The following is a 13311-nucleotide window of genomic DNA, read 5'->3' on the forward strand; positions in this document are numbered from 1 at the left end:
AACTTACAGACGAATTCTAAAAAGCGTTCCGCTTTATTTTGTTCCTATTTCACGGTTAAAGCCTTATTTCTATCTAGAGCTTAACGTAAAGCAAATCATAAATTGACAATATGTGATTAGGATTCGCAGCTTTTGCTCCTCCTTAAGGATTCATTGCCAAAAGCTTTTCCTATTATATATAACGGTTTATTTTAGCGAACGGTTCAACTTTATAATTTCCTGAGCCAAGGTTGCCGCCCTGATGAAGTCTTTTTGCCTTTCAGCTTCGGCTCTTGCAGCTTCTTTTTCTTTTATCATTGACCAATTTCGATGATTCAACACTTTTTTTACATAATCAGATAATTCTGCTTCGCCCAATTCCTCATTGACCTGAAGCATTAAAATATCCGTCAGAAGCTGGCTTAACTCCTGATCCTCGATTCTTTTGAAGAGCTGCTGGATGGAAATTTCAGCTCCCTCTTCATACATGGCATACAAATAAGCGACTACAGCGCGATGCTGATCAAGATTGAATTCAAAGCCCACCCGATCCAAAACCTTTCGGATGACATCCCGGTCATGAATCATGTGAGCGATCAGCATTCGTTCCGCGTTCTCATGGGCCGGCCGAAGCCCTGTTCTTTTTCGCGGGGAACGCGAGACGGCCGCGCGTCTTTCTTTTGATTCCTGGCGGCTGCTTTCCTTGCTGCGGCCGGCAGCCTGCTTTTCAAAAACAGAAAGCTGATCCTTCAGGGAATCGAATGAGATTGAAAATTCATTTGCAAGCTGTTTGATGTATATTTCCTGCTCCAAAGGCCCGCTGAGAAGGCTGACTTCCTTGAGTACATCATTGATGTAGGCTAGACGGTCTCCTTCATCTGACAGATTTCTGCCCTTGCGAAAATAATGCATTTTAAACGTCATCAAGGTTACACTGGCCCCTATGACATCCTGCTTAAACTTTTCGCTGCCGAATTTTTTGATGTAGTCATCGGGATCCAATCCGTCAGGTATCATGGCAACCTTGATAGTGCAGCCTTTTTTCTGAAGAACGTCAGCTGCTTTAAGCGTAGCTTCGTAGCCTGCCTGATCCGAATCGTAGCAAAGGATGACTTCACCTACATTTCGCCTGATGATTTTTGCATGCTCTTCAGTCAGCGATGTTCCCATCGTCGCAATCGATTCTTTTACGCCGGAACGGACGGCGGAAATGACATCTGCAAATCCTTCAAAAAGGACAGCCCTTTCTTCCTTTCGAATATGAAGGCGGGCCTGATGGAAATGATAGAGCAGCCTGCTTTTGCGAAAAAGAGGTGTTTCCGGACTGTTCATATATTTCGGATGCTCACCTGTGAAAGTCCGCCCGGAAAATGCGACTGTTTTGCCGTGATGGTCATGAATCGGAAACATAATCCGGTTTCGAAAACGGTCAAAATATCCATCCCCGTTTTCGCGCCTGATGATGAGCCCTGCTCTTTCCATCAGTTCGGCATCAAAACCTCTCCGTTCCAAAAATTTTGTTATGAAATCCCATGAATCAAGAGCGCATCCGATTTCAAACTGCTCGATTTGCTCCATCTTAAAGCCTCTCTCGAGCAAATAATCCAGCGCTTCCTGTCCTTCCTTTGTATTGACCAGCAAATGGTGGTAAAATTTCTTTAACAGCTCATGAGCCTCCTCCATTTTCTGTTCATCTGAGCTGCCCGCACTGTTTGCTGAAACAGCAGTTACCTGATCCGGCAGATCTATGTGGTATTTGTCCGCCAAGTGAGACACTGCTTCAGTAAATGAATAACCTTCCATTTGCCTTAAAAATGAAAAGACATTTCCTCCGGCTCCGCACCCGAAGCAATGAAAAATCTGTTTTTCTCCAGAAACGGAAAAAGATGGTGTATTTTCACCATGAAATGGACAAAGTCCAAAATAATTACGCCCCTGTTTTCTTAACTGGACGTACTCTCCAATAACTTCAACGATATCAGCTGATTTCTGAACTTGTTCCACAATTTCATCTGGTATACGATTGCCCATGTTCCAACACTCCGTCGTACATAATTCGCTGCTTTAGCACGTAAATCCTTCATTTTTCGACAAGATTTTTTGCAGCTCTTTGACAAATCGCTCCCGGTCTTCTTTGACCAGTTTTTTTGGGCCTTTTGTGTAATGTCCGCTTCTTCTCAGTTTTTGTGAGATGTGACGGCGGAAAAGAGCAAGGTCGATGGAATTCTCTTCGAAAAGAAATCCTCTCTCCGACATCACAAAGACCTTTTTGCCAAGCAAGAGTGATGCCAGCCCGATATCTTGTGTGACGACTAAATCGCCGGGGCGAACATGATTGGCTATATACAGATCCGCAGCTTCTTTATGCGGGTCGACATATTTCCAATTCTCTTCTTCTTTCCTTGTGACTTGAAAATGTTCGAATGAGGCCACAAAAATCACATTCACTCGGAAGTCCGCCGCTACTTTCAGCACTTCATCTTTCACCGGGCATGCGTCTGCATCGACAAAAATCGTCCTTTCTTTTTCAAGAAGACTAATTCTCCATCCCTCCATCAATCTCCTGCTATAAATACAGGCAAAATCACACAGATTTCAAAATAATCGCTCTATAAGAATTTGTCGAAAGTTTTTTTCTTGAAATTCTTGACACGATACCCATAATAGTTTATTCGTTCTGTACTAAGCTTAAACCTAAAAGTTAATTATTTTATCACAATTTTTTATTATAATACAAATGGGTCAAAGATGCTATCATTTTCACTTTTCCCAAAACCGTCAAAGCAAAAACCCAGGATGTGGTGTCCTGAGTTTTATTCTTTAGACCCTTTTTGTCATCATGTTATGAATAATGTTGGCTGTTTCCTCCACCGCTTTATTTGATACATCTACGACATCGCAGCCGATCCGGCCCACAATTTTTTCGAAGTATTCAAGCTCTTCTTTGATGCGGTTAATGTTCGCATAAATCGCTTTATCATTGAGTCCAAGCGATTTCAGGCGCTCCTTGCGGATATGATTCAGCTTATCAGGGCTGATTTTCAATCCGATGCATTTGGCCGGATCAACGGTAAAGAGCTCTTCAGGAGGATCCACTTCCGGAACGATCGGCACGTTTGCCACCTTTAAGCGTTTATGCGCCAAATATTGTGATAAAGGGGTTTTGGACGTTCTTGACACTCCGATCAGCACGATATCCGCTTTCAATATCCCCCGCGGATCTCTGCCGTCGTCATATTTTACGGCAAATTCAATCGCCTCTACCTTTTTAAAATAATCTTCATCAAGCTGGCGAACGCGGCCCGGCTCATATTTTGCGCTGAAACCGTACACCGACTCCATTTTTTCGATCAATGGACCGATAATATCGTAATACACGACGTTTGCTTTCTCAGCTTCGGCAATTAAAAACTCGCGAATCTCCGGCACAACGAGCGTAAAGCAGATGATGCCGCCGTCCGCTTCAGCCAGAGAAATCACTTCTCTGATTGTTCCGCGGTCTTCCACGTAAGGAATACGCCTGATATTGGTCTGTTCAGATGAACCGTTAAATTGACTGATGGCCGCCTTAACAACCAGCTCGGCGGTCTCGCCGACAGAGTCGGATACAACATAAATCGTCCGATTGCTCATGATATCCCCCCATTTGTTGTTCACACTACATGATTTCATTTTCGGATAAGCCGACAAGGATTTTCGTCATGTTTGTTTTGGTGATTCTTCCCACCACTTCATAGCCTTTTTCCGTATCCTTTACAACGGGCAGTGCATCAATTTGTTTTTCAATCAGCATTTTGGCAATGTCCAAAATAAAATCATCACGCCTGCATAAAGTAATGTTCGGCATTCTCGTCATAATAATATGGACGGGTATAGAAGGGAGCTCCTGTTTGCCGATGCTTGCTCTGAGCAAGTCTTTTCGTGAAAGTACACCGACTAAGATGGCATTATCATCAACGACAAAAAGCGTTCCTACGTCCTCTAAGAACATCGTGCAGATCGCATCATAGACGGAAACATTTTCATGAATCACCACCGGGATCGACTGAAAGTCTTTCACCTGCAGCTTTTTAAGCTTGTCGGCCAAGAGCTGTGTGCCTGTCTTTCCTGTGTAAAAATATCCGACCCTCGGCCTCGCTTCCAAAAAGCCTGACATCGTCAAAATCGCCAAGTCCGGGCGAAGGGTGGCTCTTGTCAGATTCAGTTTCTCGGCTATATGCTCTCCGGTAATCGGTCCGTTTTCTTTGACAATCTGCAAAATATGCTCCTGACGTTTATTTAGTTCGATCGTACTCACCACCTTTAAGCCGAAGCTTACAATTCGTGCAATATGTATAAAAGTCGATAACATATTATAACGCATATGAAGGTTAAAATAACAGCCATTATATTTGAATTCTATGAAAAAGACAGGCACATTTTGACAAGGTTGTGAAAGAGAGCTCCTGTTTTACAACAAAAAGACGATTGCCAGCCTGCCAGCAACCGTCTTCTGCCGTTTATTTTACAATGATGGCATTTATGTTTGCAAAAGATCGGATCAGCTCCGCCAAACTTGCCATTTGCGCCAGGCGGTTTTCTTTTAATCTTTCATCTTCGGCATGTACCATCGTATGATCGAAATAAGCTTCGATCGGCTCTTTCAGTTTAGAAAGCTCACGGAAGGCGCCTTCATAATCTTTTGCTTCATAAAGAGCGGCGATTTGCTGTTTGCTTTCTCCATAAGCTTTAAAGAGCTCTTTTTCTTGAGGGTTTTCAAACAGGGACTCATCAATGGCGCCCGTCCCGCTTTTCTTGCTGATGGAAATCACCCTTGCGAGCGCTTCGGCCGTTTCTTTAAATTCCGGCCCGCCTGCCGCTGCATCCAGCACAGCCGCTTTTTTAAGCGCTGAGTATGGCTCAAGACCGGTGCTTTCAAGCACGGCGTCCACAACGTCATAGCGGATGTTTTCTGCTGTCAGCACATATTTGAGGCGCTGTTTAAAGAAATCAAGCAGCTCGCTGTGTTCTCCCTGTTCTGCAAAAGAAGCCAGTTTTTCAAACGAAATGCCCCAATTTCGGTCGAGCAGGATTTGAACGATTCCGCTCGCCTGCCGCCTTAATCCGTACGGGTCTTGAGATCCTGTCGGAATCACCCCGATGCTGAAAAATGAAGCAACGGTGTCGAGTTTATCAGCTAAAGCGACAACAGCGCCGACAACTGAAGAAGGTGTCTCCCCGCCGGCTTGTCTCGGCATATAATGCTCGTTGACCGCGAATGCCACTTCTTCTTTTTCACCGCGCATCCGCGCATACTTTTCGCCCATGATGCCTTGCAGCTCAGGAAACTCGTAAACCATTTGGGTGACAAGATCGAATTTGGAAATGTGTGAAGCGCGCTTAATCAGCCCGGCCGTTTCTTCATCTGCGCTGATTTCTCGCGCGATGCGTTCGGCAATGGCAGCTGACCGCCTTACTTTGTCCCCAAGTGAACCGAGCTCCTCGTGGAAGACGATCTTTTCAAGTTTTTTCACATTTTCATCAATATCCAGTTTTTGATCTTCTTTATAGAAGAAGGCGGCATCTGAAAGCCTTGCTCTCAATACCTTTTCGTTTCCTCTCGCAACGTTTTGCAGAGCGTGGTCATTTCCATTGCGCACCGTCACAAAGTAAGGGAGCAGACTGCCGCTTTCATCTTTGACAGGGAAGTAGCGCTGATGCTCTTTCATCGTCGTCACGAGAACTTCTTCAGGGATTGAAAGAAACGCCTCTTCAAATGCTCCAAACAGAACGGTTGGATATTCAACAAGATTGTTGACTTCCTCCAATAAACCTTCATCTCTCGGAATACTCCATGACTTTTCTGCGGCCAATTCGTCCAGCTGTTTTGTAATCAGCTGTTTCCGTTTGTCTGGATTAGCTATGACAAACTCGCTTTCCAGTTTTGCTTCGTACTCTGAAGGGGCGCTTAGCTCAGCCGCTTTTCCGAGGAAGCGATGCCCCTGTGTCACCCGGCCGGTTTCGACATCGGCGACAGAAAAAGGAATAACTTCGCTGCCGAAAAGGGCAGCAATCCATTTAATCGGCCTGATATATTTAAGATCTTCACTGCCCCAGCGCATATTTTTCGGGAAGTGGAGGCTTGCCACCAAATCGCGAAGCTCGGGAAGCAATGTCACCGTATTCTGGCCTTTCTGGAATTTCTGTACAAACACATACTCTGTTCCTTTAACATCTTTAAAATATAAATCTTCCGGATTTGCTCCTTGTCCCCGTGAGAAGCCGATCGCTGCTTTCGTCCATTCGCCGTTTTCATCAAGGGCGATTTTTTTGGCAGGTCCTTTCGCTTCTTCTTTCACATCGTCCTGTTTTTCTGCTGCGTTTTTAACAAGGACGGCCAGCCTTCTCGGTGAGTTAAAAAGTCTGACTTCACCGTAGGCGATATTTTTGTCTTTCAGCCAGCCTTCAAGCTTATCTCCCAATTGAGTCATGCTGTCGAGCATGAAACGCGCCGGCATTTCTTCTAATCCGATTTCTAAAAGCAAATCTTTATTACTCATGAGAAGCCTCTTCCTCCTTCAGCATTGGAAAGCCCAACTTTTCGCGTTCATTGTAGTACGTTTTGGCTACTTTTCTGGCCAGATTTCTGACCCTTCCGATGTATCCTGTCCTTTCCGTAACAGAAATGGCTCCTTTGGCGTCAAGCAAGTTGAACGTGTGGGAGCACTTCAGGACATAATCATAGCCTGGGTGAACGAGTCCCTGATCCATTTGACGGTTGGCTTCTTTCTCGTATGTGGCAAACAATTCGAACAGCATCTCTACATCAGACGTCTCAAACGTATAAACAGAATGCTCATATTCAGCCATCATAAACAGGTCTCTGATCGTATAGCCGCTGGTCCATTCCAGATCGAAGACGTTTTCTTTGTCCTGAATGTATGAGGCCAGGCGCTCAATGCCATATGTGATTTCAACGGAAACCGGTTTGCATTCAAGCCCGCCGACCTGCTGAAAATAAGTGAACTGAGTGATTTCCATGCCGTCAAGCCATACTTCCCAGCCAAGTCCGGCACAGCCGAGCGAAGGGTTTTCCCAGTTGTCTTCAACAAAGCGGATATCGTGCTCCAAAGGGTCGATTCCGAGCGCTTTTAATGAATCTAAATACAGCTCTTGAATGTTATCCGGAGACGGTTTGATGATGACTTGGAACTGATGGTGCTGATAAAGCCTGTTTGGGTTCTCTCCGTATCTGCCGTCAGCAGGACGCCTTGACGGCTCAACATAAGCGACCTTCCACGGCTCCGGCCCGAGGCTCCGTAAAAATGTATAGGGGCTCATCGTTCCCGCTCCCTTTTCCACATCGTAAGACTGCAAAAGTACACAGCCTTCATGAGACCAATGCTTTTGCAGTGTAAGAATCATATCTTGAATATTCAAATGAAGCACCTCCACAAAACGTGTTTTTTCAGATTTTACATTTCCGCATAGGGCTGTGTTTGGGCAGAAAAAAAACTCCCGTCCCTATGCTTGTTTTCTCACAAACATAGGGACGAGAGTTCTCCCGCGGTTCCACCCTAATTGCTGAGATCCTACGTCTCTCAGCCTCTTTTTTTAAAGCTGCTCATGGAATGCCTTTCATTACGCTCTCATCCCCGGCTTTCACCATCCCGAGGTCGCTTCAATGAGACGGCGCAACTACTTCTTTCCGTCACCGCAACGTCTTTATTGAATCTAAAAAGCGGGCAAGCCCGCGATCTTTATGACATGATCTTATAAAAAGATGAAGAGGATGTCAACTTTTGTTTTCTTTACCGAGCATTTTTTTCATATTGTCCATTTGCTCGATGAAGCGCCGCGACTTTAGAAAAATCCCGGAGTACTCATCATAATAAAGCTGGATGACCTTTTTCAGCTCTTCCTTTGTCTCCTGCTTGACCGATACATTCCCAAGCCTTGACAAGTCAAAATAAAAAAACAGCCTCAAGAGCCTTGCGGAAGCAGGAGACATTGGTACTCTGTACGGATCTTTCGCAAAACAGCGGTGGCAGATAAAGCCGTTGTCCCTGATTGAAAAATGAAATGTGCCATCTTTGCTTTTGCAGTGTACACATTCGTTCAATTCCGGGTACAGGCCGATGACGCTGAGCATTTTGACTTCGATGAGATTGGTGATGATGTCGGGATCTGTACCATCGTTCAGCCTCCTCATCGACTGAAGAAGCAGTTCGAATAAAAACGGATTCGGTTTCTTTTCCTCAGTTCCTTTATCGATTAATTCTGCGATATATGCCGCGTGCGCTGTTAAAAACAGATCTTCCCGGATCGTGCGCATGCTATCGATCATCTCTCCCTGCTCCAAAGTTCCAAGGCCTGATGATTTCCGGAATAAAAACGAACCGTAGAGAAACGGCTGGGAAATGGCCGACAAGCGGCTGTTCGGTTTTTTTGCGCCCCTTGCCAGCACGCCGATTTTTCCATGTTCCCTGGTCAATAATGTGATGATTTTATTTGATTCACCGTAGTCATTTGTACGAAGGACGATACCTTCACATTTCGTTAGCATATGTGCACCATCCAAAATTGGAGGGGTCAAGCGTTATCACAAAATTGGAAAGTCAACTTGCGCTAGCTCTTTCTCAAGTACTTCGGGTCTTTCCAGGTTCTCCTTTTCCAATTCTTTAAAAAGGAGGTACGTATCAACGTTTCCTGTTTGTGAAAATACATTCCAAGTAAAATTCAACATAAAAAGCCCCACCTTTCTGTTTATAACTAGCTTTTTAAACATCCAAATTCTTAAGATTATCTTGACCTTGTGTCCTCCATTTCATGTTAAACAATTTTTTCTAATATCGCTTTGATTTCGAGAGATTTTGTAACGACTCAACCACGGTCAAGTTCTGCCGGTTAATACTCGTCTTCTCTAAATCCAAAATCACGAAGCTGAGACATCTTGTTGCGCCAGTCTTTTTGCACTTTGACCCATAGTTCTAAATAAACTGATGAGCCGAGCAAAGCTTCGATATCGGCCCTTGCCCGTTTGCCGATTTCTTTGAGCAGGCTGCCCCTTTTACCGATGACAATGCCTTTTTGCGAATCGCGTTCGACGACAATGGTCGCACTGACATGAACAGAACCGTTTTCCCGTTCTTTGATGGAATCGATGCTGACCGCAATGCTGTGAGGGATCTCTTCCCTTGTCAGATGCAGCACTTTTTCCCGAATCAGCTCAGAAATGATAAAACGCTCTGGATGATCGGTTACCTGGTCACTCGGGTAAAACTGCGGACCTTCCGGCAAATATTCTTCAATTTGCTTTAGAAGAGTGTCAATATTGTTTCCCTCAAGAGCGGAAATCGGGATGATTTCTTTAAACGGGTACCTGGTTCTGTATTCATCAATGAGCAGAAGCAGTTGATCAGGATGAATCTGATCGATTTTATTGACGATTAAGAAAACCGGGGTGTTCAATCCTTTCAAGCGGTCGATAATAAACTCGTCGCCTTTTCCGTAGCCTTCCGCCGCATTGATCATGAACAAAATCAAGTCGACTTCTTTTAACGTGTTCTGCGCGACTTTCATCATGAAGTCGCCAAGTTTGTGCTTTGGTTTATGAATGCCCGGCGTATCGATAAAAATCGTTTGTGATGTGCCGGCTGTCAATACGCCCTGCACTTTGTTTCTTGTCGTTTGCGGTTTATCGCTCATAATGGCGATTTTTTGGCCGATCACGCGATTCAAAAAAGTAGATTTTCCTACGTTTGGTCGTCCGATAATGGACACAAATCCTGATTTAAAGCTTTCCTGTGTCATGTAAATCCTCCGATGAAAATGCTCCTGGCAGTAATTCTTGAACGGTCATTTCTTTCACTTGCCCATTCAGGTTCGTTAAAACAACAGGCATGTTTTGTGAACAAAGTTCAGAAATCACCTGTCTGCACGCTCCGCACGGTGACACGGGGCCTGGCGTATCAGCGGCAACGGCGAGCATTTTAAAGGCTTTTTCGCCTTCAGAGCAAGCCTTGAATAATGCTGTCCGCTCGGCGCAATTGCACAGGCTGTATGAAGCATTCTCAATGTTGCAGCCCCTGTACACTTTACCGTCCTCTGTCAGGAGAGCAGCTCCGACTTTGAATTTTGAATACGGAACATATGCGAATTCCCTTGCTTTTAACGCTTCTGCAATCAATTCTTGTTTATTCAATATGTGTATCCCTTCCTATAGCGGCTATGATACCGCTAACACTTTTATTTTACATAAAAATGGCTGTTATTTCACGCCCAAATCGCAAATGTAAAATTTTTGTAAGAATCTTTTGCCAGGGCGGGAAGTATTGGTCAAAATAATTTTGACAAAAAGATGAGTAACCCAATGATACACGAAACAGCGGCAAACACGCAAACCGCACCTGCTGCTGCATCTTTTGCGGCTTTTGCCAGCGGATGGCTTTCTTTTGTGATGAGGTCGACAGCGTGTTCAACGGCGGTGTTCATCAGCTCCAATGCGAACATTCCGCCGATGAGGATAAAAATGACGGCCCATTCCAAAACAGTCAGCCTAAAGATGAAGCCGCAACTGATCACAATGATTGCGGCTCCGGTGTGAATTTGAAAGTTGCGCTCGGAAATGAACGTCTTGAAAATTCCAGTAAAGGCGTGTGAAAAGCTTTTTTTGAGCCGGCGCCATTCTGTTTGTTTATGAGGATCTTGAGAGCCCATATCGATTTAAAAGTTCCTTTTGCTTAGTGAACATTTCTTTCTCTTCTTCCTCTGTCATATGATCATATCCGAGCAGATGCAAGAAGCCGTGAACCGTCAGGAACCCCAATTCTCTCATCAATGAATGTCCGTACTCTTCAGCCTGTTCTTTCGCTTTATCCGCACTGATGATAATATCGCCGAGAACGGTAGGCATATCAGCGCCGATGATCTCAACTTCTCCTTCGCCGTCTTCCTCAAGAGCAAATGAGATGACATCGGTCGGATAATCTTTTCCCCGGTATTCTTTATTGATTTTCTGTATTTCCTCATTCGTCACGATCGTAACGGATACTTCCGCCTGATCGGCGACATTTTCTTCTTTTGCAGCAAATTGAAGGAGCTTTTCCATTTCAGCAAGCTGTTCATCTGAAAGGCGCTCTGTCTCATCTGCGATATCAAGTATTAAACTCATGAATGTTTCACCTTCTGTTTTGGATTAGCCTCCGGATATTCGATCCGGGAATGAAAAATGCCTTTTAACGTTTCGCAAAGCGTCTTGGCTATCAAATTGAGTTCCTTTAGCGTCAGATCGCATTCGTCAAACTGTCCGTCCTGAAGTTTATCAGAAATGATGCCGCGCACAAGCTTTTCAATCCTTTCCGGATTCGGGTTGTGCATCGACCTGACGGCTGCTTCCACGCTGTCTGCCACCGAAATGATCGCCGCTTCTTTTGACTGCGGCTTAGGCCCCGGATAGCGGAACTCTTCTTCTGTCGTCTGATCTCCTTTTTCCTTCGCCTTATAGTAGAAAAACTTCAGCAGAGACGTGCCGTGATGCTGTTCGGCTATATCGACCAGCTCTTTCGGCATTTTATGGTCTCTGAGCATGTCCGCCCCGTCTGTCGCATGAGCAATGATAATGTTTTTGCTCAGCTGCGGAGACAGTTTGTCATGCGGGTTGTCAATGTTCATTTGGTTTTCGATAAAATATTGGGGCCGCTTCGTCTTTCCGATATCATGATAATATGCACCGACCCTTGCCAGCAATCCGTTTGCACCGACCGCTTCACACGCCGCCTCCGACAAATTGGCGACCATGACGCTGTGATGGTAAGTGCCGGGTGTCTCCGTCAGGATTTTGCGGAGCAGCGGATGATTCGGATTTGAGAGCTCGAGAAGCTTCATCGTCGATAGAATACCGAACCCGCTTTCAAAAAACGGCATAAAGCCGAGCACAAGAACGGAAGAACCGATGCCTGAAACAGCTCCCATGATGAGATATGTGCCCATCTCCAGACCGGATTGGGCCGTATTTTGAATCATCTGCAGGGTAAACATAACAACAATGTTGACAAACGAAACAAACAGTCCCGCCTGAAGGATCTTTGCCCTCGCGTTATGCTTTCCTAAAAACAGTATACCCGCAATCGAACTAATTAAGAAATACGTTCCGATCGCGTAATTAAACGTGCCTGTAACCCCTTGATTAAACATCATGCTTCCGCAGATGGAAAACATCATGCTCGCCAGAATCGCCAGCCGTTCGCTAATTAAAAGCTTTATCAGCATGACGCCCATCGCGATTGGCACAATGTATCCGATATGGCTGAATTCGAGCTCCTGAAACAGGCTGATCACTTCCATCACGATTAATACCATCGCCGTTACCAATGAAAACAGCATCAGCGATTTGTTCTTCGGAAGCCGGTTGTTATACTGTTTTTCAAAATAGTAAACCAAAGCTGAGATGAAAAGCCCGATCAAAAGCAGCAGTCCGCCGACCGGCTTAAATATATTGGCTCCGCTTAAAAGCCCTGTCAATTCAAGCTTACGGTATACTTCCCTGTCAATCAGCTGGTTTTCCTCAACAAGAATCTGCCCCTGCTTAATCTGGATCTGCTGAATGCTGTCCGCCGCTTCTTGACGCTTCTGCTCCGTTTTGTCAGGGTCATAAACATAATTGGGGATAATGGCGAAGCGTCCGATTTCATTGGCGGCATTCTTTAATTTGGATGGGACGGAGTTGCCTTTGAGCTCTTTTGTGACATTATCTTTTGCTTGATCAAGTTTTCCGGCGGGAATTTCTTCGCTCATGACATCATTGACAGCCGTAATGACCGAATCCTGCGTCATGGAAAGCTCTCCATCGCTTGCCCCCAACAGGTTTTTGACCGAGTCTTGTGAGAGCGAGTCCGTCACATCGGAAGTCAGCTTGCCTTCCACAGATTTGATCTGCTCTTTTTCAGATTCCTTTGTACTCTCTTTCTTCACTTCTTTGATGATGTCAAATATAGAAGATACCAGATCAACCCTGTTGTCGGAATACTCTTTTTTAAGGGTGTACTGATCAGGCACCTCCTCCCTTGCTTCCTGCTTTTTAGCGGCTGTCGCCTTTTGATCTTCGACCGTTGCCGGCGCATAAATTGTATTTTCACTGATTGAAAATAAATCAAGATCAAGCGATTCTGGTTTGACATGAAAAAAAAGCAGGATAAACATCAGCGCGGATATGGCTGCATAAAGAACGACAGGGAGAAACCGGACGTTTTTCATCCGGATGAGCCGATTCTTTCCGTCTCTTTTTTTCTTCTTCAAAAAAAGCACCTCTTTTCGGCGGGAAACTAAAAAATGACCCGATAGCGGGTGATCGGG

Annotated in this window: 13 protein-coding genes; all 13 read right to left on the reverse strand. The window is 45.0% G+C overall.

The window, feature by feature from the left end:
* Nucleotides 1-186: 186 nt before the first annotated feature.
* Entirely contained in the window at nucleotides 187-2010 is a 1824-nt protein-coding gene (gene dnaG, locus BTA30_RS13900; RefSeq protein WP_076761898.1) for a DNA primase, read from the reverse strand.
* Nucleotides 2011-2043: 33 nt separating this feature from the next.
* Nucleotides 2044-2535: a YaiI/YqxD family protein gene (locus BTA30_RS13905; protein WP_076761899.1), complete on the reverse strand. Its 492-nt coding sequence runs from the start codon at nucleotides 2533-2535 to the stop codon at nucleotides 2044-2046.
* Nucleotides 2536-2799: 264 nt separating this feature from the next.
* Complete coding sequence (locus tag BTA30_RS13910; RefSeq protein ID WP_076761900.1) at nucleotides 2800-3612, reverse strand: pyruvate, water dikinase regulatory protein; 813 nt, start codon at nucleotides 3610-3612, stop codon at nucleotides 2800-2802.
* A 25-nt stretch (nucleotides 3613-3637) separates the two neighbouring features.
* Nucleotides 3638-4276, reverse strand: a complete 639-nt coding sequence (gene ccpN, locus BTA30_RS13915) for a transcriptional regulator CcpN (protein ID WP_025804968.1) — start codon at nucleotides 4274-4276, stop codon at nucleotides 3638-3640.
* Between the two features lie 202 nt (nucleotides 4277-4478).
* A complete protein-coding gene (gene glyS / locus BTA30_RS13920) occupies nucleotides 4479-6518 on the reverse strand; it encodes a glycine--tRNA ligase subunit beta (RefSeq protein WP_076761901.1) in 2040 nt (679 codons plus the stop codon).
* Nucleotides 6511-7398: a glycine--tRNA ligase subunit alpha gene (gene glyQ / locus BTA30_RS13925; protein ID WP_076761902.1), complete on the reverse strand. Its 888-nt coding sequence runs from the start codon at nucleotides 7396-7398 to the stop codon at nucleotides 6511-6513. The genes glyS and glyQ overlap by 8 nt, the downstream gene beginning before the upstream one ends.
* Before the next feature lie 355 nt (nucleotides 7399-7753).
* Nucleotides 7754-8524 (reverse strand): DNA repair protein RecO, encoded by a 771-nt coding sequence (recO, locus tag BTA30_RS13930; RefSeq protein ID WP_076761903.1) that lies wholly within the window; start codon nucleotides 8522-8524, stop codon nucleotides 7754-7756.
* A gap of 36 nt (nucleotides 8525-8560) precedes the next feature.
* On the reverse strand, nucleotides 8561-8704 hold the full coding sequence (locus tag BTA30_RS13935) for a YqzL family protein (RefSeq protein WP_076761964.1): 144 nt from the start codon (nucleotides 8702-8704) through the stop codon (nucleotides 8561-8563).
* A gap of 161 nt (nucleotides 8705-8865) precedes the next feature.
* On the reverse strand, nucleotides 8866-9771 hold the full coding sequence (gene era / locus BTA30_RS13940; protein ID WP_076761904.1) for a GTPase Era: 906 nt from the start codon (nucleotides 9769-9771) through the stop codon (nucleotides 8866-8868).
* Nucleotides 9752-10162 (reverse strand): cytidine deaminase, encoded by a 411-nt coding sequence (locus BTA30_RS13945; RefSeq protein ID WP_076761905.1) that lies wholly within the window; start codon nucleotides 10160-10162, stop codon nucleotides 9752-9754. Before BTA30_RS13945 ends, era begins: the two co-directional genes overlap by 20 nt.
* 134 nt (nucleotides 10163-10296) lie before the next feature.
* A complete protein-coding gene (locus BTA30_RS13950; protein WP_076761906.1) occupies nucleotides 10297-10677 on the reverse strand; it encodes a diacylglycerol kinase family protein in 381 nt (126 codons plus the stop codon).
* Complete coding sequence (ybeY, locus tag BTA30_RS13955) at nucleotides 10655-11131, reverse strand: rRNA maturation RNase YbeY (RefSeq protein ID WP_076761907.1); 477 nt, start codon at nucleotides 11129-11131, stop codon at nucleotides 10655-10657. The genes BTA30_RS13950 and ybeY overlap by 23 nt, the downstream gene beginning before the upstream one ends.
* Nucleotides 11128-13212 (reverse strand): HD family phosphohydrolase, encoded by a 2085-nt coding sequence (locus tag BTA30_RS13960; protein ID WP_076761965.1) that lies wholly within the window; start codon nucleotides 13210-13212, stop codon nucleotides 11128-11130. Before BTA30_RS13960 ends, ybeY begins: the two co-directional genes overlap by 4 nt.
* Between the last annotated feature and the right edge of the window lie 99 nt (nucleotides 13213-13311).

The sequence above is a fragment of the Bacillus swezeyi genome (assembly GCF_001969815.1).
GTDB lineage: Bacteria > Bacillota > Bacilli > Bacillales > Bacillaceae > Bacillus > Bacillus swezeyi.